At 66.6% G+C, this 25,851-nt stretch carries 29 protein-coding genes and 2 pseudogenes; 20 read left to right on the top strand and 11 right to left on the bottom strand.

Annotated features, from left to right (window positions below; all coding sequences use genetic code 11):
• Positions 1 to 31 precede the first annotated feature (31 nt).
• The 3 genes from katG (at position 32) to AC2VOK_RS14875 (ending at position 3,726) form a co-directional block, all read left to right on the top strand.
• On the top strand, positions 32 to 2,215 hold the full coding sequence (gene katG, locus AC2VOK_RS14885) for a catalase/peroxidase HPI (RefSeq protein ID WP_428901172.1): 2,184 nt from the start codon (positions 32 to 34) through the stop codon (positions 2,213 to 2,215).
• Positions 2,216 to 2,304: 89 nt separating this feature from the next.
• Positions 2,305 to 2,754: an Rv1352/Rv1906c domain-containing protein gene (locus AC2VOK_RS14880; RefSeq protein ID WP_428901171.1), complete on the top strand. Its 450-nt coding sequence runs from the start codon at positions 2,305 to 2,307 to the stop codon at positions 2,752 to 2,754.
• A 15-nt stretch (positions 2,755 to 2,769) separates the two neighbouring features.
• Positions 2,770 to 3,726: an FAD-dependent oxidoreductase gene (locus AC2VOK_RS14875; RefSeq protein WP_428901170.1), complete on the top strand. Its 957-nt coding sequence runs from the start codon at positions 2,770 to 2,772 to the stop codon at positions 3,724 to 3,726.
• Positions 3,727 to 3,728: 2 nt separating this feature from the next.
• Here AC2VOK_RS14875 and AC2VOK_RS14870 read toward each other — a convergent pair whose 3' ends face one another.
• Both AC2VOK_RS14870 and AC2VOK_RS14865 read right to left on the bottom strand, forming a co-directional pair.
• Positions 3,729 to 4,130 (bottom strand): phage holin family protein, encoded by a 402-nt coding sequence (locus AC2VOK_RS14870; protein ID WP_428901169.1) that lies wholly within the window; start codon positions 4,128 to 4,130, stop codon positions 3,729 to 3,731.
• Between the two features lie 41 nt (positions 4,131 to 4,171).
• On the bottom strand, positions 4,172 to 4,312 hold the full coding sequence (locus tag AC2VOK_RS14865) for a hypothetical protein (protein ID WP_428901168.1): 141 nt from the start codon (positions 4,310 to 4,312) through the stop codon (positions 4,172 to 4,174).
• Between AC2VOK_RS14865 and AC2VOK_RS14860 the strand changes: the two genes are divergently transcribed.
• Positions 4,313 to 5,572, top strand: a complete 1,260-nt coding sequence (locus AC2VOK_RS14860; RefSeq protein WP_428901167.1) for an MFS transporter — start codon at positions 4,313 to 4,315, stop codon at positions 5,570 to 5,572. It begins immediately after the preceding gene.
• Here AC2VOK_RS14860 and AC2VOK_RS14855 read toward each other — a convergent pair.
• Together AC2VOK_RS14855 and AC2VOK_RS14850 are read right to left on the bottom strand one after the other, a co-directional pair.
• On the bottom strand, positions 5,553 to 6,848 hold the full coding sequence (locus AC2VOK_RS14855; protein ID WP_486944290.1) for a competence/damage-inducible protein A: 1,296 nt from the start codon (positions 6,846 to 6,848) through the stop codon (positions 5,553 to 5,555). The genes AC2VOK_RS14860 and AC2VOK_RS14855 overlap by 20 nt on opposite strands.
• The gene (locus tag AC2VOK_RS14850) at positions 6,845 to 7,153 is read right to left on the bottom strand and encodes a hypothetical protein (protein ID WP_428901165.1); all 309 of its coding nucleotides are present in this window, start codon (positions 7,151 to 7,153) and stop codon (positions 6,845 to 6,847) included. Before AC2VOK_RS14850 ends, AC2VOK_RS14855 begins: the two co-directional genes overlap by 4 nt.
• Positions 7,154 to 7,691: 538 nt before the next feature.
• On the opposite strand from AC2VOK_RS14850, the gene AC2VOK_RS14845 reads away from it, so the two are divergent.
• Positions 7,692 to 7,874, top strand: a complete 183-nt coding sequence (locus AC2VOK_RS14845; RefSeq protein ID WP_428901164.1) for a hypothetical protein — start codon at positions 7,692 to 7,694, stop codon at positions 7,872 to 7,874.
• A gap of 36 nt (positions 7,875 to 7,910) precedes the next feature.
• Here the strand turns inward: AC2VOK_RS14845 and AC2VOK_RS14840 are convergent, their stop codons facing one another.
• On the bottom strand, positions 7,911 to 8,216 hold the full coding sequence (locus AC2VOK_RS14840; RefSeq protein WP_428901163.1) for an MTH1187 family thiamine-binding protein: 306 nt from the start codon (positions 8,214 to 8,216) through the stop codon (positions 7,911 to 7,913).
• A gap of 40 nt (positions 8,217 to 8,256) precedes the next feature.
• On the opposite strand from AC2VOK_RS14840, the gene dtd reads away from it, so the two are divergent.
• Together dtd and AC2VOK_RS14830 are read left to right on the top strand one after the other, a co-directional pair.
• A complete protein-coding gene (gene dtd / locus AC2VOK_RS14835) occupies positions 8,257 to 8,688 on the top strand; it encodes a D-aminoacyl-tRNA deacylase (protein ID WP_428901162.1) in 432 nt (143 codons plus the stop codon).
• A gap of 55 nt (positions 8,689 to 8,743) precedes the next feature.
• The gene (locus AC2VOK_RS14830) at positions 8,744 to 9,655 is read left to right on the top strand and encodes a class I SAM-dependent methyltransferase (protein ID WP_428901161.1); all 912 of its coding nucleotides are present in this window, start codon (positions 8,744 to 8,746) and stop codon (positions 9,653 to 9,655) included.
• Between the two features lie 78 nt (positions 9,656 to 9,733).
• Here AC2VOK_RS14830 and AC2VOK_RS14825 read toward each other — a convergent pair whose 3' ends face one another.
• Together AC2VOK_RS14825 and AC2VOK_RS14820 are read right to left on the bottom strand one after the other, a co-directional pair.
• Positions 9,734 to 10,759 carry a zinc-binding dehydrogenase gene (locus AC2VOK_RS14825; protein WP_421529733.1) on the bottom strand — a complete coding sequence of 342 codons (1,026 nt, stop codon included), beginning with the start codon at positions 10,757 to 10,759 and terminating at the stop codon, positions 9,734 to 9,736.
• Positions 10,747 to 12,702 carry a flavin-containing monooxygenase gene (locus AC2VOK_RS14820; protein WP_428901160.1) on the bottom strand — a complete coding sequence of 652 codons (1,956 nt, stop codon included), beginning with the start codon at positions 12,700 to 12,702 and terminating at the stop codon, positions 10,747 to 10,749. Before AC2VOK_RS14820 ends, AC2VOK_RS14825 begins: the two co-directional genes overlap by 13 nt.
• 319 nt (positions 12,703 to 13,021) lie before the next feature.
• On the opposite strand from AC2VOK_RS14820, the gene AC2VOK_RS14815 reads away from it, so the two are divergent.
• Positions 13,022 to 14,152, top strand: coding sequence for a nitronate monooxygenase (locus tag AC2VOK_RS14815; RefSeq protein ID WP_428901159.1), 1,131 nt, complete (start codon positions 13,022 to 13,024; stop codon positions 14,150 to 14,152).
• Between the two features lie 116 nt (positions 14,153 to 14,268).
• Here AC2VOK_RS14815 and AC2VOK_RS14810 read toward each other — a convergent pair whose 3' ends face one another.
• Entirely contained in the window at positions 14,269 to 14,490 is a 222-nt protein-coding gene (locus AC2VOK_RS14810; protein WP_428901158.1) for an Rv1893 family protein, read from the bottom strand.
• Positions 14,491 to 14,591: 101 nt separating this feature from the next.
• Positions 14,592 to 14,996 carry a hypothetical protein gene (locus tag AC2VOK_RS14805; RefSeq protein ID WP_421529737.1) on the bottom strand — a complete coding sequence of 135 codons (405 nt, stop codon included), beginning with the start codon at positions 14,994 to 14,996 and terminating at the stop codon, positions 14,592 to 14,594.
• 282 nt (positions 14,997 to 15,278) lie between these two features.
• On the opposite strand from AC2VOK_RS14805, the gene AC2VOK_RS14800 reads away from it, so the two are divergent.
• From AC2VOK_RS14800 to AC2VOK_RS14790, 3 genes are read left to right on the top strand one after another with little or no spacing between them, the layout of a single operon-like run.
• Positions 15,279 to 16,565, top strand: coding sequence for a cytochrome P450 (locus AC2VOK_RS14800; RefSeq protein ID WP_428901157.1), 1,287 nt, complete (start codon positions 15,279 to 15,281; stop codon positions 16,563 to 16,565).
• A gap of 9 nt (positions 16,566 to 16,574) precedes the next feature.
• Positions 16,575 to 17,588, top strand: coding sequence for an alcohol dehydrogenase catalytic domain-containing protein (locus tag AC2VOK_RS14795; RefSeq protein WP_428901156.1), 1,014 nt, complete (start codon positions 16,575 to 16,577; stop codon positions 17,586 to 17,588).
• A gap of 13 nt (positions 17,589 to 17,601) precedes the next feature.
• Positions 17,602 to 18,150, top strand: a complete 549-nt coding sequence (locus AC2VOK_RS14790) for a YceI family protein (protein ID WP_428901155.1) — start codon at positions 17,602 to 17,604, stop codon at positions 18,148 to 18,150.
• A 9-nt stretch (positions 18,151 to 18,159) separates the two neighbouring features.
• Here the strand turns inward: AC2VOK_RS14790 and AC2VOK_RS14785 are convergent, their stop codons facing one another.
• Positions 18,160 to 19,263, bottom strand: a complete 1,104-nt coding sequence (locus AC2VOK_RS14785) for a DUF7159 family protein (RefSeq protein WP_428901154.1) — start codon at positions 19,261 to 19,263, stop codon at positions 18,160 to 18,162.
• 540 nt (positions 19,264 to 19,803) lie between these two features.
• On the opposite strand from AC2VOK_RS14785, the gene ag85B reads away from it, so the two are divergent.
• Positions 19,804 to 20,796: a diacylglycerol acyltransferase/mycolyltransferase Ag85B gene (ag85B, locus tag AC2VOK_RS14780; RefSeq protein WP_428901153.1), complete on the top strand. Its 993-nt coding sequence runs from the start codon at positions 19,804 to 19,806 to the stop codon at positions 20,794 to 20,796.
• 22 nt (positions 20,797 to 20,818) lie between these two features.
• On the opposite strand, the gene AC2VOK_RS14775 is transcribed toward ag85B, so the two are convergent.
• Positions 20,819 to 21,145: a hypothetical protein gene (locus AC2VOK_RS14775; RefSeq protein WP_428901152.1), complete on the bottom strand. Its 327-nt coding sequence runs from the start codon at positions 21,143 to 21,145 to the stop codon at positions 20,819 to 20,821.
• 276 nt (positions 21,146 to 21,421) lie between these two features.
• Here AC2VOK_RS14775 and rpfC point away from each other — a divergent pair, with 276 nt between their 5' ends.
• The 8 genes and pseudogenes from rpfC to AC2VOK_RS14735 all read left to right on the top strand — a co-directional run.
• Positions 21,422 to 21,874: a resuscitation-promoting factor RpfC gene (rpfC, locus tag AC2VOK_RS14770; RefSeq protein ID WP_428901151.1), complete on the top strand. Its 453-nt coding sequence runs from the start codon at positions 21,422 to 21,424 to the stop codon at positions 21,872 to 21,874.
• 43 nt (positions 21,875 to 21,917) lie between these two features.
• A complete protein-coding gene (locus AC2VOK_RS14765) occupies positions 21,918 to 22,391 on the top strand; it encodes an SRPBCC family protein (protein ID WP_428901180.1) in 474 nt (157 codons plus the stop codon).
• Between the two features lie 38 nt (positions 22,392 to 22,429).
• Positions 22,430 to 22,646: pseudogene (locus AC2VOK_RS14760) on the top strand (SDR family oxidoreductase); the annotation flags it as partial.
• A 66-nt stretch (positions 22,647 to 22,712) separates the two neighbouring features.
• Positions 22,713 to 23,129: a lipoprotein LpqH gene (locus AC2VOK_RS14755; protein ID WP_428901150.1), complete on the top strand. Its 417-nt coding sequence runs from the start codon at positions 22,713 to 22,715 to the stop codon at positions 23,127 to 23,129.
• A gap of 32 nt (positions 23,130 to 23,161) precedes the next feature.
• Positions 23,162 to 24,493 carry a cytochrome P450 gene (locus tag AC2VOK_RS14750; RefSeq protein ID WP_428901149.1) on the top strand — a complete coding sequence of 444 codons (1,332 nt, stop codon included), beginning with the start codon at positions 23,162 to 23,164 and terminating at the stop codon, positions 24,491 to 24,493.
• 30 nt (positions 24,494 to 24,523) lie between these two features.
• Entirely contained in the window at positions 24,524 to 24,991 is a 468-nt protein-coding gene (locus AC2VOK_RS14745) for a nuclear transport factor 2 family protein (protein ID WP_421529747.1), read from the top strand.
• A 58-nt stretch (positions 24,992 to 25,049) separates the two neighbouring features.
• Positions 25,050 to 25,205: an excalibur calcium-binding domain-containing protein gene (locus AC2VOK_RS14740; protein ID WP_428901148.1), complete on the top strand. Its 156-nt coding sequence runs from the start codon at positions 25,050 to 25,052 to the stop codon at positions 25,203 to 25,205.
• A gap of 222 nt (positions 25,206 to 25,427) precedes the next feature.
• Positions 25,428 to 25,851: pseudogene (locus tag AC2VOK_RS14735) on the top strand (hypothetical protein); the annotation flags it as partial.

Genomic DNA, 25,851 nt, shown 5'->3' with positions numbered 1-25,851 from the left:
ACCAATTCACCTCACCCCAGGAAGGGCCGACGTGTCCGACAGCGAAAACCCAGCCATTCCCTCCCCGACTCCGCATACACGTCGACCGCAGCGGAACCAGGACTGGTGGCCGAACCAGCCGGATCTGGGTGTCTTGCGCCGGAATTCGCCGCAGTCCAACCCCATGGGCGAGGACTTCGACTACGCCGAGGCATTCAGGACGCTCGACGTCGAGGCCCTCAAGAAAGACCTCATCGCCGTCATGACAGACTCTCAGGACTGGTGGCCGGCCGACTACGGCCACTACGGGCCGCTCTTCATCAGGATGAGCTGGCATGCCGCGGGCACGTATCGCATCGCCGATGGGCGCGGCGGCGGCGGCAAGGGCGCCCAGCGCTACGCCCCGCTGAACAGCTGGCCCGACAACGTGCTTCTCGACCGGGCGCGCCGGTTGCTGTGGCCGGTCAAGCAGAAGTACGGACGCAAAATCTCCTGGGCCGACCTGATCATCTTCGCCGGTAACTGCGCCTATGAGGCCGTGGGATTCACAACATTCGGCTTCGGGTTCGGGCGCGAGGACATCTGGGAGCCCGACGAGGTCTACTGGGGATCGGAGGAGACCTGGCTCGGAGACGAGCGCTACAGCGGCGACCGCGAACTGGCCAACCCGTTCGGCGCCACCCAGATGGGCCTCATCTACGTGAACCCGGAGGGCCCCAACGGACAACCGGATCCGCTGGCGGCGGCCAAGGACATCCGTGAGACGTTCGCGCGCATGGCGATGAACGACGTGGAGACCGCGGCATTGATCGTCGGTGGTCACACCGTCGGCAAGTGTCACGGGGCCGGGCGCTCCGACCTGGTCGGACCGGAACCCGAGGGTTGTCCGATCGAGCAGCAGGGGATCGGGTGGAAGAGTTCGTTCGGCTCGGGCATGGGCCGCGACACGATGGGCAGCGGCCTGGAAGTCGTGTGGACGCCCACCCCGACCAAGTGGGACAACACCTTCGTGGAACTCCTGTACGGCTACGAATGGGAGCTGACCAAGAGCCCGGCGGACTGCTGGCAATGGACGCCCAAGGAAGGTGCCGGCGCGGGCACCATCCCCGATCCCGAAGACCCGTCATTGAAACGCAACCCGACGATGCTCACCACGGATCTGTCGATGCGGGTGGACCCTGTCTACGAGAAGATCACCCGGCGCTGGCTGGACCATCCCGAAGAGCTGGAAGAGGAATTCGGCAAGGCGTGGTACAAGCTGCTGCACCGCGACATGGGACCGGTCTCGCGCTACCTGGGGCCGTGGATCCCCGAGCCGCAGCTGTGGCAGGACCCGGTCCCCGACGTCGACCACCCGCTGATCGACACCGACGACATCGCCGCGCTCAAGGCCAAGGTCCTCGATTCGGGGCCTTCGATCCGGGAGCTGGTTTTCACCGCGTGGTCCTCGGCGGCCAGCTTCCGCGGCACGGACAAACGCGGTGGCGCCAACGGGGCACGTATCCGCCTTGCGCCGCAAAAGGATTGGGAGGTCAACGAGCCCGCCCGGCTGGCCGGGGTGCTGCAGGCCCTCGAGCGCGTCCAGCAGGATTTCAACACGTCTCAGTCGAGCGGGAAGAAGGTCTCGCTGGCCGACCTGATCGTTCTGGGCGGATGCGCGGCGGTCGAGCAGGCGGCCAAGAACGCCGGCCACGACGTCACGGTGCCGTTTGCGCCGGGCCGCACCGACGCCTCCGCGGAGCAGACCGACGCCGAGTCGTTCTCGGTGCTCGAGCCGCGGGCCGACGGGTTCCGTAACTACCACCGGGCCGGCGAGAAGCTCTCGGCGGAAAACCTGTTGGTGGACCGGGCCTTCATGTTGACGCTGACGCCGCCGGAGATGACGGTGCTCGTCGGGGGCATGCGAGCCCTGGGCGCCAACGTCGGAGGGTCCAAGCATGGCGTGTTCACCGACCGGCCGGGGACGCTGACCAACGACTTCTTCGTCAATCTGCTCGACATGAGATACGAGTGGAAGGTGTCGGAGTCGGCCGAGAACGTCTACGAGGGACGCGACCGTGCGAGCGGTGAGCTCACGTGGACGGCGACCGCGGCAGATCTGGTCTTCGGCTCCAACTCTGAGCTGCGCGCCCTGGCCGAGGTCTATGGCGCGTCGGACGGACAGCACAAGTTCGTGCGGGATTTCGTCGCCGCGTGGGACAAGGTGATGAATTTGGACCGCTTCGACCTGCGCTAGACCCACTCCGCCGGTGCTGGGCGTGCGGGCGGCCCGCAACTGAGCCGAGGGATGCCACCCGGTCGCTCGCGCCGGTAAGCTGCACTGCTATGGGGTCGAAGTCGAACGCACGGGTCGCGGCACTGTTCGGCGCTTCAGCGCTGCTGCTTGCGGGCTGGGTCGCCAGTGCCGGCGCTGCCGGTGCCGACCCGGAGCCGACGCCCCCGCCCGCACCAAAGACGAGCATCGACAAGGACGGCACCTACGCGGTGGGCTCCGACATCGTGCCGGGCATCTACAGCTCCGGCGGGCCGGTCGGGGACGGGACGTGCTACTGGAAACGGACGGGCAACCCCGACGGCAACCTCCTCGACAATGCCCTGACGAAAAAGCCGCAGGTGGTCCGTATCGACGCGACGGACAAGTCGTTCAAGACCAGCGGCTGCCAGCCCTGGCAACTGACCCCGGACGCCAGCCCGCCCGCGGAGGTGCCGCCCCAGATCGCGGGAGCCCAGTTGGGCATTCTCAACGGGCTGCTCGGCGGCAACGCTCCCCACTAGTCAGGCACCGTTGACGTGACCAGTGCCCCACAGGTCGTCGTGGTCGGATCCGGTGTCAGCGGGCTGACGTCTGCCGTCTGTCTGGCCGAAGCCGGCTGGCCGGTGCGGGTGTGGTCGGCCGCGATGCCGCAGCAGACGACGTCGGCGGTGGCGGGTGCGGTGTGGGCTCCCCCGCGGCCGGCCCAACGTGCGACCAAGACGCTGGAGTGGTGCGAACACTCGCTGCGGGTGTTTCGCGAACTGGCCGGCGAGCCCGGCACCGGGGTGCAGATGGCGCCGGCGTTGGCCGCCGGCGACGTGCACGACGCGATGTCGTCGGCAGCCGGATTGATCCCCGATTTGCGCGCGGCCGAGCCCGCCGAGATTCCCGACGGTTTCGACACCGCGTTCCGCGCGACCATGCCGATGATCGACATGCCGCACTACCTCGACTATCTGTTCCGGCGATTGGCTGCGGCGGGCTGCGAGATCGAGGCCCACTCGGTCGGCTCGCTGGCTGAGGTCGCCGACATCGCACCGATCGTGGTCAACTGCGCGGGCCTGGGCGCCGGGGCACTGGCGGGCGACGACACGGTGCGGCCGCTGTTCGGCCAGCACGTCATCCTCAGCAATCCCGGCCTTCGGCAACTGTTCCTGGAGATCGACCGCGGGCCGGAATGGACCTGCTTTTTTCCCCACCCGCAGCGCGTGGTCTGCGGTGGCATCAGCATCCCCGACCGCTGGGACACCACCGCGGACCCCGCAGTGAGCGAGCGAATCCTGCGGCGGTGCCGCCACGTCGAGCCGCGACTGTACGACGCCGACGTGATCGAGACGATCACCGGGCTACGTCCGGACCGTCCGTCGGTGCGAGTGGAGGCCGAACCGCTGGGGACCGCGCGGTGCATCCACAACTACGGGCACAGCAGCAACGGCGTGACCCTGTCCTGGGGTTGTGCGCGCGACGTGGTGGCCCTTGTCGGCGCTGCTTGAGCTCAGGCGCGGGTGCGTCGGCTGACGTCGCGAACTGCCAGCGAGAGCGCCCAACCCACGAGCGACAGCAGGATCGCCGCCCAGATCGCGGTCCACCAGAAGTGGTCGATCTGCAGCCCCCAGTGCGTGGTGTGCCTGGTGATCCATGCGGTGATCCACAGCATCAGCGCGTTGACGACCACATGGAAAAGCCCGAGGGTCACGATGTACAGCGGGATCGACAAGATCTGGACGACGGGTTTGACGAAAGCGTTGACCAGACCGAAGACCACAGCGACGACGAAGACGATGCCCACCCGCTCCAGCCAGGTGTCACCGCCGATGAAGCTCATTCCGTGTACGAACAGGGTGACCACCCACAGCGCGAATCCGGTCAGGGCGGCGCGCAGCAAAAAAGGACCCATGCCGCAAGATCTTGCCACCGAGGGCAGCGGTGTGAGCGCGTTCAGGTCAGATTCCACAAGCGCTGCGCGCCGCGCCCGAAGGTGCGGCCAGCGAACGTCAAACCGCCCCTGTCGGCGCTGGGTTTGACGTACTGCGGCAACATACTCTCGCCCCGCCGCGCCGGGTACTGCACGATGCTCACGTGACAACACAACGGATCACCCGCGATCAGCGGAACTCGTTCATCGCGGCGTTGCTGGGATGGACCATGGACGCCTTTGACTACTTCATCGTCGTGTTCGTCTACACCGACATCGCGACAACGTTCCACCGCAGCAAAGCCGAGGTCGCGTTGGTCACGACGGCCACCCTGGTCATGCGTCCCGTGGGCGCGCTGCTGTTCGGGCTCTGGGCAGACCGCGTAGGACGCCGACTGCCGCTGATGGTGGACGTGGTGTTCTACTCGGTGGCCGGGTTCCTGTGCGCGTTCGCGCCCAACTTCACCGTCCTGGTGATCCTGCGGCTGCTCTATGGCATCGGGATGGGCGGCGAATGGGGCCTGGGCGCTGCACTTGCCATGGAGAAGGTGCCCACCGAACGGCGGGGCTTCTTCTCCGGGCTGCTGCAGGAGGGCTACGCATTCGGTTACCTGCTGGCCGGCCTGGCCTCGCTGGTGGTGATGAACCTGCTGGGTCTGTCGTGGCGCTGGATGTTCGCCCTGAGCATCGTCCCCGCCCTGGTCAGCCTGATCGTGCGCTACCGGGTGGAGGAATCCGAGGTCTGGGAAGCCGCCCAGGACCAGTTGCGGCTCACCAGCACCAAGATCCGCGACGTGCTGCGCGAGAAGGCGATCATCCGCCGGTTCCTTTATCTGGTGCTGCTGATGACCGCCTTCAACTACATGAGTCACGGCACCCAGGACGTCTACCCCACCTTCCTCGGTGCGACTGCCAACCACGGCGCCGGGCTGTCCAGTGTCACCGTCAAGTGGATCGTGGTGATCTACAACGTCGGCGCCATCATCGGGGGGCTGGTCTTCGGCACGCTCTCGCAGCGGTTCAGCCGCCGCTACACCGTGGTGTTCTGCGCGCTGCTCGGCCTGCCGATCGTGCCGCTGTTCGCCTACTCGCATACAGCGGCCATGCTGTGCCTCGGCGCGTTCCTCATGCAGGTCTGCGTCCAGGGCGCCTGGGGGGTGATCCCGGCGCACCTGACCGAGCTGTCGCCGGATGCCATCCGCGGCCTCTACCCCGGCGTGACGTATCAGCTGGGTAACCTGCTGGCGGCTTTCAACTTGCCCATCCAGGAACGCCTGGCCGAGTCGCACGGCTATCCTTTCGCGTTGGCGGCGACAATCCTGCCGGTGTTCATCGCGGTCATGGTGCTGACGCTGATCGGTAAGGACGCCACCGGAATCCGGTTCGGGACCGGCGAAAGCGCCTTCAGCCCGGCGGAAGCGTGACCGGCCGAGCTGCGCAGTCACCCAGCATGCGCCGCAGCAGGTGCATGGCCACCGTCGTCGCGCGGTCGCGGATGTCGGATCGGTTTCCGGGCAGCCGCAGCGTCCGGGTGTCTGTCCGGCCGCCGGAGAGCATCACGGTGAAGCACACCGTCCCGACCGGCTTTTGCCCGGTGCCCCCGCCCGGGCCGGCGATCCCGGTGATCGCGACGGCGGTGTCGGCGCCGAAGCGCCCCAGCGCCCCGTGCGCCATCGCCTCGGAGACCGGTTCAGACACCGCCCCGTGTTCTTCGATCAGCGCTGGATCGACGCCCAACAGGCTCTCTTTCGCCTCGTTGGAGTAGCTCACCACGCCGCCCATCACGTAGTCGGACGAGCCCGGCCGGTCGGTCAGCCGTGCCGCGAGCAGCCCTGCAGTACAGGATTCTGCCGTCGCGATCCGGTGACCGGCGAGTAGCCGGGCTACCTGGTCGTCCACGGTGGAGCCGTCCTCGGAATAGATCTGGTCGCCGTGCTTGTCGCGGAGCAGCCGGGTCAGCGTCGCGTAGTCGTCTTCGGCGTCCGGCTCGTAGCGGGTCACCATCTCGATCTCCCCCCGGCGCAGGCAGGTGGTGATCTCCAGCCGGTCGAAACCGGGGACGGTGTCTGCGGCGCCACGCAAAGTCTCGGCCAGACCCGATTCGGGCAGCCCGAACATGCGGATGGTCTCCTGACGGTATCTGGTGCGACCAACGATCGCCCTCTGTGCCGCAGCGGTCTGGATAGCCCTACGCCACATCGGCTGAAGCTCGCGCGGCGGACCCGGAAGCACGACGACCGTGGGCTTGCCCGGGACAACCACACCCGGCGCCGTGCCCACCGGGTCGAGCACTTCGGCCCCTTCCGGAACCATGGCCTGCTTGCGGTTGGCGGCGCGCACCGCGTCGAAGCTTTCCGAATCGAAAGGCGCCATCAGCTTTTTGAGGATTCCGGCGATCGTGTTCTCGACCTCGGCGTCGAGTACCAATTCGCGTCCGCAGAACCGCGCCACCACCTCGACGGTCATGTCGTCGGCGGTGGGCCCCAGCCCGCCGCTGGTGACGATCAGGTCCACACCCTCGTCCGCCAGGAAACGCAGCTGTGCCTCGATATCAGTGGGACGGTCGCCACAGATCGTAATGTGCGCCAGCTCGACGCCGAGTTCGAGCAGCCGGTCGGCGATCCAGGGGCCGTTCGCATCCTGGACTCGGCCGGTGAGGACTTCCGTTCCGGTGACAACGATGCCTGCGCGTGCGCTCACCGGCACGAGCCTAGTGCCGCAGTCTTTCGGACCCTCCGGCCCGGCGGGACAGGGGTTCGGCTACCGCTGGTCTCAGCCCGGATTTCCGGGCTGACCCGGCTGTCCGGGCTGACCCGGCTGTCCGGGCTGACCCGGCTGTCCGCCGGCACCGCCTGCGCCGGGCAATCCTCCGTCGCCGCCTCGGCCACCGTCGCCGCCCCGGCCACCGTCGCCGCCCCGGCCACCGTCGCCGCCGCGGCCACCGGCGCCACCAGCACCCCCCTGGCCCCCTGCTCCCCCGGCCCCCGCACGTCCGCCGGGCTCACCGATCCCGCCGCTGCTGGGTGTTTCGCTGGTCATGTCGGACGCACCTGCCTTCCTGCAGAGCCGGTCTGTCTCGGCAATGCGCCCAGCCAGCGTAAGCGGCGGGAGGGGCCGACCACCACCCCCATGGTCGGCGCCGCGCAGGGATCTGGTCGGCGGCATGATGCCGTCGCATCTGCAGGTGTGATGTAGAGAGGTGGGCCAACCCTCGGCAAGAGGTTCCGTTATCCCGGTCCTCAGCGTCGGTTTCGGCATCATCAGCCCGGCTATGTGATCACCGCCGTGGTCACCGCAGATTGCCTGCGCGAGGATCAGTACCGCTCCCGCGGCCCCGATCGCCGTTCGCCGAAGCGTCTTCGCCCGAGTCGAATTCACGGGGAAAGTGTCGCTGACCGCGGTCGGAGAACAAAGCCGCGTCACGGACGGGGTTCGACGCCTCCCCGCCCGCGCGGAATTCCGCGGAATTCCACGCCATGCCCCTGGTCGGTGACCCTTCGAACTCGCCAACCGATGATCGAGTGAGAAGTGCTGCGGGCTCACATGGCCGAACTCGAACTCTCCGCCATCGCCACTGCGGCCAACACGGACCTGCGTCACGTCGGCGGCGGCGTCAGCATCTTTCCGGTGGAAGATCCAGCACAGGTGAGCGGGGACGGCGTGCGCCACCAACGCGCCCGCTCAATGGAGCTCAATGGAGAAAGAAATGTCCGCCGTTCACCGTGAGGTCGCCGAACGGGCGATGAACACCGCCGTGCGGGGCTAACGGTCGGCCAGATGTCGCTCGATCGAGGCGACTTTTCCCGCCATCGCGTCGCCGGCCCCAGCACGCCAGTCCACCTTGATCACCGTGCTGACCCGCGGGGCGCGGGCAGCAACGGCCTCGACCGCGCGCTGCACGACGCCCATCACCTCTTCCCAGGTGTCGCCTTCGATCACGGTGAACATCGAATCGGTCTTGTTCGGCAGGCCGGAATCCCGAACCACCCGAACCGCGTGGGCGACGATTTCACCGACACTCTCGCCCACACCCAGCGGGGTGACAGAAAAAGCCACGAGCACAGACACCTGACGAGCCTACCCAGCCGGCCTGGCAGCATCGAGGATCGTGCGGATTCTGGTGCAGCGGGTCTCATCGGCGTCGGTGGCTGTCGACGGGCGGCTGGTGGCTTCCATCTCCCCGGAGGGTCAGGGACTGCTCGCATTCGTCGGCGTCACGCACGGCGACGACGCGCACAAAGCGGGGCGTCTGGCGGAAAAGCTTTGGACACTGCGGATTCTGGCTGGCGAGAGGTCCGCCGCTGACGTCAGCGCGCCGATCCTGGTGGTCAGTCAGTTCACCCTGTACGCCGACACCGCGAAAGGCCGCCGCCCGTCGTGGAATGCCGCCGCGCCCGGGTCGGTCGCTGAACCCCTGGTCGCGGCGTTCGCGGAGGCGTTGACGCAGTTGGGTGCCCACGTGGAAACGGGGGTCTTCGGCGCGGACATGCGGGTCCATTTGGTCAACGACGGCCCCGTCACGGTGCTTCTCGAGTTTTGACCGTGCAGCCGCGGGTACCTTGGTGATGCCGGGGACTGCGATGGGGAGGACCGAATTGGGCACGACACCTGAGTTCGGGTCGTTGCGCTCCGACGACGACCACTGGGACATCGCCAGCGGCGTGGGCTACACCGCGTTGCTGGTCGCCGGTTGGCGCGCGGTGCACGCCACGAGCCCTCAACCACTGGTCCGCGATGAGTATGCGCAGGCCTTCATCGCCGCGGCACAAGACCCCTACCTGGCCGACGTGCTCGCGAAACCGGGGACCACCGAGGACCAGACGGCCTTTCCACGCCTCTACGGCGTCCAGACCCGATTCTTCGACGACTTCTTCCTCTCCGCTGGACAAGCGAGCGTGCGCCAGGCTGTGATCATCGCGGCCGGCCTGGATTCGCGAGCATATCGGCTCGATTGGCCATTGGGCACAACCGTTTTCGAAATCGACATGCCGAGGGTACTGGAGTTCAAGTCCCGAGTGCTGGCTGAGCGGGGCGCCGCACCCAAGGCGCGCAGGATCGAGATCGCGGCAGATCTGCGCAGCGAATGGTCCAAGCCGTTGGAGGCGGCCGGCTTCGACGTGGAACAGCCCAGCGCCTGGTCAGTGGAGGGTATTCTGCCCTACCTGTCCGACGATGCCCAGAACACGCTGTTCACCCTGATCAGTGGGCTCAGCGCGCCGGGCAGCCGGGTGGCCGTGGGCGCATTGGGCACGCGGCTGGACCACGACCAGCTGGAAGGTTTGGAAGCGGCGCACCCCGGAGTCAACATGTCAGGCAGCGTGGACTTCTCGGCGCTGACCTATGAACCCAAGAGCGATCCGGCCGACTGGCTCGCCGCGCACGGCTGGAATGTCGAGCCGATCCGCAATACTCTCCAACTCGAGGCGCTCTACGGGATCATCCCGCCCGAGGTGGATGTCAAGATCGACAGCTTCATGCGGTCGCAGTACATCGCGGCGACACGATAGGCGCTGGACCGGGGTCGTCACGGTGGCCAAACGCTGCCCCGTCAGCTCAGGGCGATACCGACCTGCCTGTCCTCGCCCCTAGGGTGTCAGCAGGATCTTGACGTCGTCGCCGTTTCGTGCGGCCGCGGTCGCATAACCCCGGGCTGCCTCGTCCAGCGGCAGCGTCGTCGTGAAGATGCCGTTCACGTCCAGGCGACCGGCAACCAGCAGTGGGAGCAATTCCGGCCAGGTCCGCTGCACCGGCGCCGTCGTCATGCGCAACGTGATGCTGCGGACCAGGCAGCCCAGCGCGTTCAACGGGAACGGCTGCAGGTTGTGCACGCCGACGACCGAGACGGTACCGCCGGGCCGGACCGCGTTGAGCGCGTCGGTCATCGAGGCGTCGGTGGCGACGGCGTCGATCACCGCGTCGGCCCCGCGCCCACCTGTGGCGGCGAGGATCGCCTCGACCGCCGGTGCCTTGACCGGCGTCGCTCCCCACCCGGCAGCACGGGCCAGGCGGCCGTCGACCCGATCGACAGCGAAAACCTCTGCAGCCCCTTGGAATAGCGCGCTTCGCAACGCGCACAGCCCGACGGCGCCCAGGCCCATGACCACCACGCTGCCGCCGAGCGGAATGTCGGCCCGCTGGGCAGCGGCCCAGCCGGTCGCGAGGTTGTCGGTGAGCAGCAACGCCTGCTCGGTGTTGATGCCGTCGGGTATCTTGAGCAGCTGGAAATCGGCGGCGGGCACGGGGAGAAAATCGGCTTGTGCCCCGGCGAGGACACCACCGCCGAAGATCTGAAAACCCGAGTGGCACATCACCGGATCGCGGGTGGCGCAGCCGGGACAGTTGCCGCAGCCGGCCACCGACGACACCATCACCTGGTCGCCGACCTTGACCGTGCGCACCAGTGGCCCGATCTCGGCGACGGTGCCCACCGCCTCATGGCCGAGCGGGATCGGTTCGGCCAGTGGAAAATCAGCCTCATAGAAGTGCAGATCGGAACCGCAGATGCCGGCTGCGGCGACTTCGACGATCGCACCGTCGGGGCCGGGAAGTGCCGGGTCGGGGCGGGTATCGACTCGAATGCTGGTCGGCCCGTCGATCACTACGGTTCGCATGCTGGAGTGCTCGCTTCCTTTGCCCGCTCGATGAATTGGGACCAGTCGGGTTCGCGGACCGCCGCCCAGTACTCCGGCAGGCGCCATGGGCTGACGGTGTGGATCTCGCCGTCAGGGTTTTTGAAGTAGGTGTGTTTGACCGCGGGGTGCGACCACACCATCTTCTGGATCTCGGCTTGGGTCCGCTGATGCCACGCGGTGGCCGCCTCGGCAATCGGCTCCAGGGAATGCAAGTCCGCCTCCGCCAGATGCTCGAGACACCGGTTGACGTAGCGCATCTGGAGCTCGGACTGGAAGATCAGGCTGCCGCCGTGGGCCAGATGCGTCCCAGGCCCGTAGATGATGAACAGGTTGGGGAAGTTCGGGACGGTGATGCCGAGGTAGGCGTACGGGCGGGTGCCCCACATCTCGTGCAGGTCGATTCCGTTACGGCCGGTGATCTTCAGCGGCCACAGCACGTCGGTGTGCCGGAACCCCGTGGCGTAGACGATGACGTCGACGTCGTGGGTCACGCCGTCGGCGGTGACGACGCCGCGCGGGGTGATCCGCTGGATCGGTGTGCGCACCAATCCGACGTTGTCGCGTCGCAGGGTTTGCAGCCAGCTGCCGTTGTCCTGCAGCGTCCGCTTGCCGCACGCGGGATAGTCGGGCAGCACCTTGGCCAGCAGCTCATCGTCGTCGCCCACCTGGCCGGTGATCCACTGGGTGAACATCATCCGGGCCGCAGCATTGATGTCGCTGACCGCCTCGCCCTGACCGGGGTAGTCGGCGTCGCAGCTCGCCGCGTCGAGACCCTTGTCGGCACCGGGCCACAGCACCAGGAACCGGTACCACCGTCCGTAGTACGGCAGGTGGCGCATCGCCCAGCGCATCCCTTCGCCGACTTCGTCGTGATACATCGGGTTGGGAAACATCCACTGGGCGGTCCGCTGGAACACCGTCAGGTGCCCGACATTGCCGGCGATCGCGGGCGCGATCTGGAATCCGCTGGCGCCGGCCCCGATCAGCGCGACCCGCTTGCCGCTCACGTCGACGCAATGATCCCAGGCCGAGGAGTGGAACGCCGGGCCCGCAAAGGTTTCGGCGCCGGCGAAATCCGGGATGCAGGGCCGGTTCAGCTGGCCGACCGCGGTGATGAGCGCCCGTGCGCGCGTCGTCTCGGTCCGGCCGTCCGCAGAGCGCAGCGTCACGCACCACACGCCGTCGTGGTCGTCCCATTCGGCGGCAACCACCTCGATCTGCCACCGTACCCGCTCGGCCAGTTTGTGCTTGGCCATCACCCGGGCGAAATAGTCCTGCAACTCGTCCTGCTCGGCGAAGAAGTGCGTCCAGTCGTTGTTGGGTTCGAAGCTGTAGCAATAGAAGTGGTTGGCGACGTCGACGCGGGCTCCGGGATAACTGTTTTCCCACCATGTTCCGCCGGGGCCGGCATTCTTCTCCAGGATCGTGAAAGGGATGCCGGCCTGCTTGAGGCGGATCCCGGCCAGTATGCCGGATTCCCCGCAGCCGACGACGAGGACCGGAAGCTCCGCCGCGCGTTCTCTCGGCAGCTCCGTCGGACGGCGGGGATCTACCCCGTCGAGGTCCATCTCCTCGGAGATCAGGGGCAGGTATTCTTCGGTGACGTGCTCACAGGCGGCCCAGTCCATCATCTCCCGGATCAGCTCGGGGCTCAGCGGCTTCGGCTCGGGACAGCCGGCATCCCGATACGCGGCCAGCACCGGTAGCGCCACCGTGCGGGCGCGGGCCTTGTCCTCCTCCGACATGAAGCCCTGGATCTCGTTGAGGAAGAGTCCCGTCGGCGCGAAGTCGCGAACGAACCGGGGATCGCCCGTGATGTGGACGAGGGAAAGCAGCAGCGTCGGGATGCTGACATCCTCGAGCGCGGCCGCGATTTCCGGGGTCGGGGTGGCGAAGGGCCGGCCGGCATAGAGGCTGCGCATCGAGCCGAGTCCTTTCGTGGTCGCGGCGAACAGATTACGCTACCAGTGGTTTCGTAATCGGCAGGATCACGCTACCCGCGGGCGCGCTGGCGCATCAAGATCGGAGCTCTCCACTCACCGGCGGTGCTACGGCGATCCGGGACCGAATGCCAATGATTCGCGGCCGATGAACCCGGCCCGGTGGGATGCACGTCGGTGAAGCGGGAAGCTGGCGATGATCGGTCGTAGTTGCGAGGCACCCCACCTGTCTGGCCGCCTCGCGGGCGTCCGTACTAAAGTAGAACACGTTCCAATTCTGCCCGGCGCCCAAGGAGTAGGTATGCACACCTCCATCTGCGACGAACTCGGTATCGAATTTCCGATCTTCGCTTTTACCCACTGCCGCGATGTCGTGGTCGCGGTCAGCAAGGCCGGCGGTTTCGGCGTTCTGGGTGCTGTCGGCTTCACGCCCGAGCAGCTGGAGATCGAGCTCAACTGGATCGACGAGAACATCGGCGAGCGCCCGTATGGCGTCGACATCGTGATCCCGAACAAGTACGAGGGCATGGATTCACACCTGTCGGCCGAGGAATTGGCCGACACACTGCGCACGATGGTGCCCCAAGAACACCTGGATTTCGGCAAGAAGATCCTTGCCGACCACGGCGTGCCGATCGAAGACAGCGACGGCGACAGCCTGCAATTGCTCGGTTGGACCGAGGCAACCGCCACACCCCAGGTCGAGGTGGCGCTCAAGCACCCGAAGGTCAAGATGATCGCCAACGCGCTCGGCACTCCCCCGGCCGACATGATCAAGCACATTCATGATGCCGGTTTGAAGGTGGCGGCGCTGTGCGGTTCGCCCTCCCAGGCCCGCAAACACGCCGATGCGGGCGTCGACATCATCATCGCCCAGGGCGGCGAGGCCGGCGGGCACTGCGGTGAGGTGGGTTCGATCGTGTTGTGGCCGCAGGTGGTCAAGGAGGTCGCCCCAGTGCCGGTGCTGGCGGCCGGCGGTATCGGCAGCGGCCAGCAGATCGCGGCGGCGCTGGCGCTGGGCTGCCAGGGTGCGTGGACGGGCTCGCAGTGGTTGATGGTCGAGGAATCCTCCAACACCCCGGTGCAGCAGGCCGCCTACGTCAAGGCCGGTAGCCGTGACACCGTCCGCAGCCGTTCGTTCACCGGCAAGCCGGCCCGAATGCTGCGCAACGACTGGACGGAGGCATGGGAGGCGCCGGACAACCCGAAGCCCCTCGGCATGCCGCTGCAGTACATGGTTTCGGGCATGGCGGTGCGTGCGACCAACAGGTACCCGAACGAGAGCGTGGACGTCGCGTTCAACCCGGTCGGTCAGGTCGTCGGTCAGTTCACCAAAGTGGAGAAAACCGCGACCGTCATCGAGCGGTGGGTGCAGGAGTACCTGGAAGCAAGCAACCGCCTCGACGAACTCAACGAGGCGGCCACCCTCTGAGCCGTCCGGCTGACGTGCGCCGAACAGGTTCGTTGCGAACGAATTTCGCGGAATTCCTATTCCCATCAGCCATGATCGGCGGAGGCATTCACGTCGAGCAAATCAATGGCATGCGTCTAGTCAGCTTCGTCGTCGTTGCTGCCGGTGAACATTTCCTTGGTCCTGTCGACCGCGTATGTGCCGATGTCGATCGAGTTCTGGACGATGCCGCTGGTGCCCCCGGAGATGTCGCCGCGGATGATGTCGCTGGCGTTTTCGACGATGTCGGACGCCTTCTCGACCGCGTTGGTCGCGATGTCCCTGGCCGCGCCTAGGGCGTCTCTGGGATTGAAGGCCATCGGAGTCTCCTCATGGTTGCCGGACTTTGTGAGGACTTTAGACGCAGCGGCCAGCTGTCAGTAATCGACGCCGGACCAGCCGCGGTCCACGGGTCAGCCGGTCACGGTTCGGGCGGGAAGAATCCCGCCCCGGTGAACCATCCCTCTTGCCACCCCTGGGCTCCCAGACACAACATGGGAAGCCCCGCCGCCGACTGTGCGGCCGCCTGCGAGCCCGGGCACTTGGCCCCGGCCTGCTGTACCCCGTACAGCGGGTAGGACGTCACCCAGTAGCCGGTGGTTGCGGCCGGGAACTGGTTGGGTGGGGGGAAATGGCACGCCTCGGCCTGCCCGCTGGGCCCGCGCCCGAAGATGAAGCGCTCGTAGTTGTCGCAGGGCGCGCCGAGCGAAGCGTCGTAGTTCATGCCCGGCACGTCGCCGTCGTAATGCTGATCGGCGGCCGCGCACGGCGCCAGACCGACTGCGCCGCCACTGATCGCAACGACGGTGAGTAGTTCGCGAATCATGCTCCACCTCAGCTTGCGTGTCACCCGCTCCCGGCGATCCGCCGATGAACTGGACAAAGCATATCGACCGCGCCGCGCTTCTCAAGGTGTTTCGGGTTCGGCGCCTCGCCAGGACAACGCGACGGGTGTGAACGGCAACGCGGTTCGCGCACGCTTGCGCAGTCGCTGAACATGTTGCAGTTCTTCGCGTCGATATCACGATGATGCTTCACAACGGGCCGTGGCAATGGTTTATTTGCACACAAGGACGACTAGACGACTTAGTTTCGAGGAGTGGGCCCCATGCCAACCGCCGAGCCAACTGCAACCCCGGTCCCTGACCTGCCTCCCGGCTTCGACTTCACCGATCCCGACGTTCACGCCGAACGGCTGCCGGTGGAAGAACTGGCCGAGCTGCGGCGGACCGCGCCGATCTGGTGGAACGAGCAGCCCATCGGTACGGGTGGTTTCGACGACGGCGGCTTCTGGGTGGTCTCCAAACACAAGGACGTCAAAGAGATCTCGCTGCGCAGCGACGTCTTTTCCAGCCTGCAGAAGACCGCACTGCCACGCTACAAGGACGGCACGGTGGAAGAGCAGGTTGAGCGTGGCAAGTTTGTCCTGCTCAACATGGATGCGCCGCAGCACACGCGGCTGCGCAAGATCATCTCTCGTGCCTTCACTCCCCGGGCCATCGAGCGCCTCCGCGAGGAACTCCGCGAGCGCGCCCGGCACATCGTCGAGATCGCTGCGGCCGAGGGTTCCGGCGACTTCGTCGAACAGGTGTCGTGCGAGCTGCCGCTGCAGGCCATCGCCGGGCTCATGGGCGTGCCGCAGGAGGACCGCAAGAAGCTCTTCCACTGGTCCAATGAGATGGTCGGCGATCAGGATCCGGAGTTCGCCAGCAACGACGCGATCACTGCATCCGTCGAACTGATCATGTACGGCATGCAGATGGCCGCCGACCGGACGAAGAATCCGGGTGAAGACCTCGTCACCAAGCTGGTTCAGGCCGACGTCGACGGACACAAGCTCTCCGACGACGAGTTCGGCTTCTTCGTCATCCTGCTCGCTGTCGCCGGCAACGAAACCACCCGTAACTCCATCACCCAGGGCATGATGGCGTTCACCGACTTTCCCGATCAGTGGGAGTTGTACAAGCGGGAGCGGCCCGCGACCACCGCCGACGAGATCGTCCGGTGGGCCACGCCGGTCACGTCGTTCCAGCGGACCGCCCTGCAGGACTACGAGCTGTCGGGCGTGCGGATCGCAAAGGGTCAGCGGGTGGTGATGGTCTACCGGTCGGCCAATTTCGACGAGGACGTGTTCGACGACCCGTTCACGTTCAACATTCTGCGCGATCCCAATCCACACGTCGGTTTCGGTGGCACCGGCGCGCACTACTGCATCGGCGCCAACCTGGCGCGGATGACGATCGACCTGATGTTCAACGCGATCGCCGATGTCATGCCGAATCTGGAATCGGTCGGCACACCCGAACGCCTGCGGTCGGGCTGGCTCAACGGGATCAAGCACTGGCAGGTCGACTACCACGCTGACGGGGCGTCGAAATGCCCTGTCCCGCATTAAGGTGAGCCAGTGCCTACTCATCGAGCCGTCCGGATACAGTCCGCTGGCGCAGCGTTGGAACTCGCCGACGTCGAGACGTCGCCCCCGGCCCACGACGAGGTACGTCTGGCGGTCAGCGCGTGTGGCATCTGCGGCACCGACCGCGCGTTCGTCCAGGGCGGCTTCCCGAACATGTCGTGGCCCCTCACGCCGGGACATGAGATCGCCGGCACTATCGCCGAACTTGGTTCCGGCGTCAATGATTTCGAGGTGGGAGACCGTGTCGCGGTCGGGTGGTTCGGCGGTTGCTGCTACCACTGCGACCCATGCCGCAAGGGCATTTTCATCCACTGCGAGAACGGCAAGGTCCCGAGCTGGCACTTCCCCGGCGGCTATGCGGAATCGGTGACGGTGCCTGCAAGTGCGCTGGCCCGTATCCCGTCGGAGCTCTCTGCGGTGGAGGCCGCCCCGATGGGATGTGCCGGTGTCACCACCTACCATGCGTTGCGCAGCACCCGGGCCGTGCCCGGTGACCGGGTGGCGATTCTCGGTGTCGGCGGTCTCGGACACCTGGGGATCCAGTTCGCCCGGGCGATGGGTTTCGAGACCATCGCGATCAACCGCGGCACCGCCAAAGCCGAGGATGCCCGGAAGTTGGGGGCCCATCACTACATCGACGCGACAGGCGGGGACGTGGCCGCGGCGATGCGGGCTCTGGGCGGGGCTTCGGTCGTCCTGGCCACCGCCGGAAACTCGCAGGCCATGGCCGACACCGTGGGCGGGTTGTCGCCCCGGGGCGAACTGGTCGCGGTGGGCGTGACTCCTGAGCCCCTGCCCATCAGTCCCGTCCAGCTGATCACCCCTGGCCTCAGCATCGTCGGGCACCCCTCGGGCACCGCCAAGGATGTCGAGGAGACCATGAATTTCGCCGTATTGTCCGGCGTCCGCGCGTGGGTCGAGGAACTACCGCTGGCGCAAGCCGCGGAAGGCTACGCGGCGTTGGAGGAGGGACGCGCACACTACCGCACCGTGCTCACCATGTGAGTAGGGTCGGTCTGTGACAGGCACCTGGGCTTTGGACCCGTCCGACGGTGAGCTGCTCGTTCACACCGAAGTCACCGGCCGGGCTGCACGAATGGGCCACCGCCTCACGATCGCCATGACCCGTTGGCGCGCCTTGGTGACCTGGGCCGGCGCCGAGCCGGCGGGCGTGGAGCTGGTGGTCGAGACGAATTCGCTCGAGGTGCTACGCGGCGAGGGCGGTGTCAAGGGGTTGTCCGGCCCGGAGAAAGCCTTGGCGCGCGCGAACGCGTTGAAGTCGCTGGACGCCGGCCGCTTCCCCGACATCCGCTTCGTCTCCGACAGGATCAGCGCGACCGAACACGGGTATCGACTCAGCGGGAAACTGCACATTCGGGGGAAATCGCGGGAGCACGCGGCCGACTTGCGGACAGAGGATCTCGGTGACAGGTGGCGGATGTCGGCGCACACCGTCGTACGACAATCCGACCATGGTGTCAGGCCCTATTCCCTGCTCATGGGGTCGGTGCAGGTTGCCGACGACGTGACGTTGTCGTTCACCGCAGTTCACGCCAAGGACCGTTGAGTCACCAGGTCACGGCTGTTCGGCGGCGCCCGGCGCAGAGCCGCCGGCGTCGCCCGGGATGTGCTCGAGCACCCTGGCCAGGTAGGGCTGGCGGGCATCGGGGGCCGGTGGCCGGTCCTCGGGCGCACGGGGCCGTGTCGGCTCCGCGACGACGGGTGCTGCGGGTTCGGGGGCGGACGGCGCGACCTCTCGGGGCGGTGCCACCGCCGGTGCGACGGCCCGGGCCACCTGGGGCGCCGGGGCGTGTGCCGCGTGCTTTGCCGGGGTGGCGTCGCCCTTCGGGGCGATTTCGATGCCCACGGCCAGCGACAGCGACGCGACGAACGTGACCGCGCCGGCGGCCAGTGCGGCCACCGCGCCGGCATACGACAACTGCCGGGGGCGCGGGGGCACTGGTGCCGGCTCGGGCGCGCCCACCACCAATTGTTCGTCGGTGAAATCGGTGGTTTGCGCGGCGGTCAGCGCCGCGCCCCGGGCGACGGTCACCTGAACCATGTTCTGCGCGAAAACCGGCACCGGTAGGGCCTCGTCCAGCTCCCAAGAGAAATCGTTGATGTCGCTGTCCGCGCCGGCGACGACCACTCCCCCGGGACGCCAACCATTGCGCTCGAACATCCCGGTCAGCCATGACGTCAGCCCCTCGAAGCCGCCGCTGACGTGCTTGACGGCAGTCTGTGTCGCGCCGTTGTGCATGTGAACCATGACGACGGTGGCGAATGTGTGTTCGACGATGCAGACCGCCGTCTGTTCGAACCCGATCACCAGTGCGATGGCTCGAGCCAGCGTCTCGACGGCATCCAGCAACCGAATCGGCACGATGTTGTCGTAACCCGCGTCGGTCAACGCCTCCATCAGCAGCGCGGCCTGCGCGGTGGCATCGTCGGTCCACGTCACACCGATGATCCGCACCCGCTGGTCGTTTTCGGCCGCCATGGCCTCGACCCGCATGACTTCCTCGGTCACCTGCTGGGCGGTGCTCACAGCGCGAACCCCGCCGCCGGGTTCCAGCGGCATCTCACGGTGGTCCACGATGGTGCCGTCGGCGTCGTGCCCTTCCGCGAGTACCCACCCGACGGACGTCGACGTCACCGATAACCCCAGTACCGTATCCAAATTTGCACCTCAATCATGTGACCGCCGATGCCCTCAGCCGCACCGTCGCGCACCATGCAACCGTCGGTGCGGTGGCTCGTGAGGGCCGGAACGGGCCGGGAAAGCGTGACCTCTATCGGCGTGTTCGGTGAGAGCCTACGCGTTCGATGCAGCTTTAGGTGCTGCGGTCCGCAATCCCGCGCCTAACTCACAGACGACGGCCAGCGGACCGGCGAGGCGTGCTCTGTCCCCAGCGGGTGGTCGCTTCCCCGGCGTTTTCGCACCGCGAACCCGGACACGAATGGCCCGGACACGAAAACGGATGTCGGCGCCGCGTCGGGACCCGGCCAGCCGAATATTGCACGCGCCGAAGGTCGCCTACCTGCATTGTTGCCGTACCGGAGCCGGGCGCCGCCCGCGCGAAGTCCTCCCAGGGCAGCCACGATGCGGTGCGGACGGCGAAACACAATTGAGACGAGTCCGCGTCCTGATCGACATTCGGCCTCTAACCACGGTAAATTCCAGCGAAGACACGCGACGACATACGACTAAGGGGCAGGTATGACAGACGTGAGCGACAAGATCCGCACTTGGGTGCGCCGGCTGGTGGTCGGTGCGGCGGCGGCGAGCGTGCTGCCCGGCCTCATCTGTCTTGCCGGGAGCTCGGCGACTGCGGGGGCGTTCTCGCGTCCGGGTCTGCCCGTCGAGTATCTCCAGGTGCCGTCGCCATCGATGGGCCGCGACATCAAGGTCCAGTTCCAGAGCGGTGGAAACGGTTCCCCGGCTGTGTACCTGCTCGACGGGCTGCGGGCTCAGGACGACTACAACGGCTGGGACATCAACACCCCCGCGTTCGAGTGGTACTACAAGTCGGGGCTGTCGGTGATCATGCCCGTCGGAGGGCAGTCCAGCTTCTACGCCAACTGGTACCAGCCCGCCTGCGGTCACGACGGCTGCAAGACCTACAAATGGGAGACCTTCCTGACCAGCGAACTGCCGCAGTGGCTGGCGTCCAACCGGAGCGTCAAGTCCACCGGCAGCGCTGCGATCGGCATCTCGATGTCGGGCTCCTCGGCGATGATCTTGGCTGTCTACCACCCGAAGCAGTTCATCTACGCCGGATCGCTCTCGGCGCTGCTGGATCCCTCCAGCGGGATGGGCCCGAGTCTGATCGGCCTGGCGATGGGTGACGCCGGCGGTTACAAGCCCGACGACATGTGGGGACCCTCAAGCGACCCGGCCTGGCAGCGCAATGACCCCACCGTCCAGATCCCGCAGCTGGTGGCCAACAACACCCGGTTGTGGGTCTACTGCGGTAACGGCACGCCGTCCGAGCTGGGTGGCGCCAACATGCCCGCCGAGTTCCTGGAGAACTTCGTGCGGAGCAGCAACCTGAAGTTCCAGGACGCCTACAACGCGGCCGGCGGCCACAACGCCGTGTTCAATTTCGACCAGAACGGCACGCACAGCTGGGAGTACTGGGGCGCCCAGCTCAACGCGATGAAGCCAGATCTGCAGAGCACCCTGGGAGCCACACCCGGCGGCGGCGAATAACTTCTGCTCTGCTGACATTCCGCTATTGCGCCCGGCGATTCCGTCGGGCGCAATAGCGTTCTGAGGCCCCGTCGCCGGCCGGCACCGTGAAGGTCAGGTAGACGGTGCCTCGATACGGCGGGGCGAAGCTGTCCGTACAGGACAGCAAGGAGTAGCCGGCCGACGAGGTGTTCAGCTGTGCGACGGTGACGATCTGTCGGGCGGCATCGATCACCTGTGCCCGGGTCTTCTCATCGCCGATCGGATCGCCAGGATGGGCGAGAATATCGGCGGGCGTGGTGTGCAGCCGATCGACCGTCAGGAAAACGCCGCCCAGCAGCAGCGAAGCTGCGAGCGTGGCAGCGGTCAACGCGCGAGCCTACGCCGGGCGCAGCCATCGCGCTGGTCTCTCCTGCCCCGTGGGGTTTCGGTCGCGGGCAATCTGGCGCATGGGACTTGGGTGAGTTCGTCTGGGGACAGGCTAATCAACGTGGGCCGATCCGGTACGTCGAGCGACCCGCCGTTGGCTGCCCAGTGCTGTCGCCAGCGATAATTTAATTTTTCCTCACCGAATTCTAAAATTCAGATTTGGCCTGTTGGTAGGGGCATTTCCGCTGATAGAGGGCATATCTCGCGCCATTTTCGAATGGGTAACGCTTTGGACACGCCCGCCGAAATTTCGGACATGAGGAAACCCTGCCAACCCCTCATCAAGACCATGGTGGTCGGTGGGTTAGTCGCTGCCGCGCTGACCTCTCCCCCCGGTGTGGCCGACGCCGCACCCCCAGCGCCCAACTGGGACGCGATCGCGCAGTGCGAGTCCGGCGGCAACTGGCACATCGACACCGGAAACGGTGAATTCGGCGGACTGCAGTTCAAGCCGGGCACCTGGGCCCGCTACGGCGGTGTGGGCAACCCGGCGGCCGCGTCCCGGGAGGAGCAGATCGCGGTGGCCAACCGGGTGTTCGCCGAGGAAGGCTTGGATCCCTGGCCGAAGTGCGGCGCTGAATCGGGCCTGCCGATCGGGTGGTATTCGCACCCTGCACAGGGAATCAAGCAGATCATCAACGGTCTGATCCAACTCGCCGCACCGCACTAGCACCCCGGCGCTGGGTCACCGAGGCCTATGAGCAAGCGCGAAGCTGTGTTTGGATCGGGCCATGGAAGGTTCTGCGACGGTTCACATGAGTGCGCCCGCGAGCAAGATCTGGGACGTGATCGCGGACGTGCGCAACATCGGGAGGTTCTCCCCGGAGGTCTTCGAGGCCCAATGGCTGGGCGGTGCCACCGGCCCGGCACTGGGTGCCACGTTCCGTGGCCACGTCCGGCGAAACGAGATCGGTCCGGTGTATTGGACGACGTGCAAGGTCACCGCCTGCGAACCCGGCCGCGAATTCGGATTTGCGGTGCTCGTCGGCAACAGGGCGGTCAACAACTGGCACTACCGGCTGGCGCCCAGCGAGGGTGGCACCGATGTCACCGAGTCTTTTCGGCTGAATTCCTCGCCGCTGCTTGCCGTCTATTGGCTCTTCGGCGGCTTCCTACGCAAGCGGCGCAACATCCGTGATATGACCAAGACGCTGAACCGCATGAAAGACGCGGTCGAGGCAGGCTGACCAAGACCCGGCACCGGAAGGCTCGCATGCCCGCCACCGTGAGATCGGTGTTCATCACCGGCGCGGGCAGCGGCGTGGGCCGCGAGGGGGCCAGGCTGTTTTGCACCACAGGCTGGCGCGTCGGCGCCGTGGACCGCTACGGCGACGGCCTGGCGACACCGGAGCGCGAACGAGGTCTGGACATGATGTGGAACAACGCCGGCGTCGGCGAGACCGGCTGGTTCGAGGACTTACGGATACGACGCGGCGATGCGCCCCGGCGTCGTATCCGTAAGTCCCTGCCCGCGCTGATGCCCGAGCGGCAGTAATGGAGGTGAAATCGTGCGTAACCGGTTGATCGCGGTCGCCGGTGTCGTGGTGGCGGCCAGTGTCTCCGGGTGCACCCAGCCCCAGAGCATGCCGCGCATGGCCGCCCATCTGACCATCGACGGCTCCTCCCATGAGACGCGTCCCCCGACCTGCAGCCAGGAGCAGGCATACCGGACCATCGACATCAGCGACCGGGGCGGCCATGTCGAGGCCGTGGTGCTGCTCAGCGGGTACCGGGCCGTCCCCCAGTGGGTGAAGATCCGCGACATCGACGGTTTCACCGGCAGCTACTGGAAAGGTGGCGTAGGAGAGGCGCACGCCGAGGTCACCAACGACGCGTACACCATCAGCGGCAACGCCTACGGCATGAACAGCAGCAACCCCAACAAGGTGGTGACGACGGGCTTCACGATCACCGCCAAGTGCTGAGGCCCGCAACAGATACGGCCTAGGCTGGTCAGATGAAGGAAAGATTGCACTGGCTCGCGATGCACGGATTCGTCCGGGGCGCCGCGGCGATCGCAGCTCGGCGCGGCGACTTGCCGGCCAGGCTGATCGCCGACCCGTCGGTGACCGCGAATCCTGTTCCGTTCTATGACGAACTGCGTGCGGTGGGGCCCCTGGTGAAAGGGCGCGTCAACTATCTGACCACCGACCACTCGCTGGCGCACGAGCTGCTACGGTCCGACGACTTCCGAGTGGTCACCATGGGGTCGAATCTGCCGGGACCACTGCGGTGGCTGGAGCGTCGCACCCGCGACGACCTACTGCACCCGCTGCGCGCACCGTCGTTGCTGGCCGTCGAGCCGCCGGACCACACCCGTTACCGCAAGAGCGTGTCAGCGGTGTTCACGTCCAGGGCAGTCGCGGCCCTGCGTGACCGCGTCGAACAGACGGCCGCCGGCCTGCTGGACCAGTTGGCCCGGGAACCCGGGACGTCCGGTGTGGTCGACGTCGTCGGACGGTATTGTTCGCAACTCCCGGTCGCCATCATCAGCGACGTCCTGGGCGTGCCAGAGCAGGAACGGCGCCGCGTCTTGGCGTTCGGTGAACTCGCGGCGCCGAGCCTGGACATCGGATTGCCCTGGCGGCGGTACCGAAGTGTGCAGGACGGCATTGCGGGATTCCACTGCTGGCTCACCGGACACCTGCGGGAGCTGCGGCGCACGCCGAGCGACAACTTGATGAGCCAGCTGATCCAGATGGCCGAAAGCGGTTCTGCTGAAACGTATTTAAGCGACAAAGAACTTCAGGCGATCGCCGGACTGGTGCTGGCGGCCGGGTTCGAGACGACGGTCAACCTGCTGGGCAACGGCATTCGGATGCTGCTGGACGCGCCGCGGCAGCTCGACACGTTGCGGCGACAACCGGATCTGTGGCCCAACGCCGTCGAAGAGATTCTGCGTCTGGACTCCCCGGTGCAACTCACCGCGCGGGTGGCGCTCGACGACGTCACAGTGGCGGGAACGCCGATCACCCGCGGCGATCTGGTCGTCATCTACCTGGCCGCGGCCAACCGCGATCCCGCGGTCTTCACCGACCCGCACCGCTTCGACGTTCAGCGACCCAATGCGGGAAAGCATCTCGCGTTCTCCGGCGGCCGGCACTTCTGCCTTGGCGCCGCCTTGGCGCGCGCCGAGGGCGAGGTCGGGTTGCGGACGTTCTTCGAGCGCTTCCCCGACGCGCGGGCCGCGGGCATCGGCAGCAGGCGCGACACGCGGGTGCTTCGGGGTTGGTCGACGCTGCCGGTGTCCCTGGGCCCGGCACGCTCGATGGCCGGGGCCGGCAACTAGTCGTTGACACCCCTCCCGCGAGCGGGTGTGATGAGCCCTGTGACAATCAACGCTACGAGCGCCGTGCGGGATACCGTCCTCGCTCTATGGCAAGCACTTTCGCGGCGGGACTGGGACGCGGTCAAGATTTTTTTATCCGACGACTGCCTTTATGTCGACATGCCGGTCCCCGCGCTGGCCGCCCGCGGCCCCGACGACATCGTGAAGCGGCTGAAGATGGGGCTCGAACCGCTGGCCGGCTACGAGAACCACGACGGCGTGCTGGTGTTCGACGGTTCTGATGTCCTCTACGAGCATTCGGAGACGTGGACTTTCGCGACGGGAGAGCAGGGAGTACTGCGGTTCGTCACGGTGCACAAGGTGGTGGACGGCAAAATCACGGTCTGGAAAGACTATTGGGACATGAACTCCCTGGTGGCTTTCGCTCCCCCGAACCACTTCGAGAACCTGGCGAACGCGGATGTGAGCTGGGTTTTCGATGCGAGCGCGTTGGTCTGAGGGGGCACCTGACCGGGTTCGTTCTCACCCGACCGCTGACGCGGCGAGCGTCGCGGGCATGGCCGACTCGATCCGGGAGGCGGACGCCGTTGAGGCGCATGCGGATGGCCGCTACAACATTTTGAGCGACGATTCTACGTGTGCTCCGAAGCTGGATCGCGACAACGATGGACTCGCTTGCGAATCTTACAATCAATGCTTGAACGTCTGGTGATTGTCCTGTTGACCTTCGGACTCCCGAATCCCCGGATGGCGCTGCACTCTCCAGAGATATCGCGTCTGTCAGTAGCGTCCGGGCTATCGCGGCCGTGTCCATCCCAGGCGTGAGCAAGGGACGCAATGCCGCGGTAGGGCCTCCATACTCTTTACCTCTGACGCGCAAGAAATACTCTTGACAGATCCTCGCCGCACAGGGCGTGCGAACAGGAGAACGACGATGACCACCAGCGACGACGACGATCAGCCCGCGACGGCCGCGGCGCCATCCGACGACGCGACCACGAGGGCGACCACAGCTGGCCGGGCAGCCTCCGAACTGGCGTGGTCCCAGGAAGATCCCGAAACGGTGTCGCTGAACCGTCCGTGGCGGTCAGCATGGATCCTCGCCGGTGTCGGGGTGGTGTGTGCGGCGGTAGCCGCGGTCATCATCGCGGGGCTGGGCTTGCCAGGCAACAGCGGTGCCCGCGAGGAGTCGCCCCGGCCGGGGAATGCCGAGGCGACCACACCGCCTTCGTCGGCGGCCTCCGCCGGGCCTTCATCGTCCCCTGGTGCGCCGTTGTCTTTCGTCCCGGCGGCGCCGGAACAGTTGGCGGACGCCGCGACAGCGGCGGGGGAACTGGCCACCTTGGCGATCAAGGGCC

It is taken from the genome of Mycobacterium sp. TH-M116, assembly GCF_057473685.1.
The sequence above is the reverse complement of the archived record's forward strand: the minus strand, read 5'-3'. Positions and strand labels throughout refer to the sequence as shown.

Coding starts and splice junctions, on each gene's coding strand:
- AC2VOK_RS14880 (WP_428901171.1), top strand. CDS start 2,305: ATGGGGTCGAAGTCGAACGCACGGGTCGCGGCACTGTTCGGCGCTTCA.
- AC2VOK_RS14870 (WP_428901169.1), bottom strand. CDS start 4,130: ATGGGTCCTTTTTTGCTGCGCGCCGCCCTGACCGGATTCGCGCTGTGG.
- AC2VOK_RS14845 (WP_428901164.1), top strand. CDS start 7,692: ATGGCCGAACTCGAACTCTCCGCCATCGCCACTGCGGCCAACACGGAC.
- AC2VOK_RS14825 (WP_421529733.1), bottom strand. CDS start 10,759: ATGCGAACCGTAGTGATCGACGGGCCGACCAGCATTCGAGTCGATACC.
- AC2VOK_RS14820 (WP_428901160.1), bottom strand. CDS start 12,702: ATGCGCAGCCTCTATGCCGGCCGGCCCTTCGCCACCCCGACCCCGGAA.
- AC2VOK_RS14815 (WP_428901159.1), top strand. CDS start 13,022: ATGCACACCTCCATCTGCGACGAACTCGGTATCGAATTTCCGATCTTC.
- AC2VOK_RS14810 (WP_428901158.1), bottom strand. CDS start 14,490: ATGGCCTTCAATCCCAGAGACGCCCTAGGCGCGGCCAGGGACATCGCG.
- AC2VOK_RS14805 (WP_421529737.1), bottom strand. CDS start 14,996: ATGATTCGCGAACTACTCACCGTCGTTGCGATCAGTGGCGGCGCAGTC.
- AC2VOK_RS14800 (WP_428901157.1), top strand. CDS start 15,279: ATGCCAACCGCCGAGCCAACTGCAACCCCGGTCCCTGACCTGCCTCCC.
- ag85B (WP_428901153.1), top strand. CDS start 19,804: ATGACAGACGTGAGCGACAAGATCCGCACTTGGGTGCGCCGGCTGGTG.
- rpfC (WP_428901151.1), top strand. CDS start 21,422: ATGGGTAACGCTTTGGACACGCCCGCCGAAATTTCGGACATGAGGAAA.
- AC2VOK_RS14750 (WP_428901149.1), top strand. CDS start 23,162: ATGAAGGAAAGATTGCACTGGCTCGCGATGCACGGATTCGTCCGGGGC.
- AC2VOK_RS14745 (WP_421529747.1), top strand. CDS start 24,524: ATGAGCCCTGTGACAATCAACGCTACGAGCGCCGTGCGGGATACCGTC.
- AC2VOK_RS14740 (WP_428901148.1), top strand. CDS start 25,050: ATGGCCGACTCGATCCGGGAGGCGGACGCCGTTGAGGCGCATGCGGAT.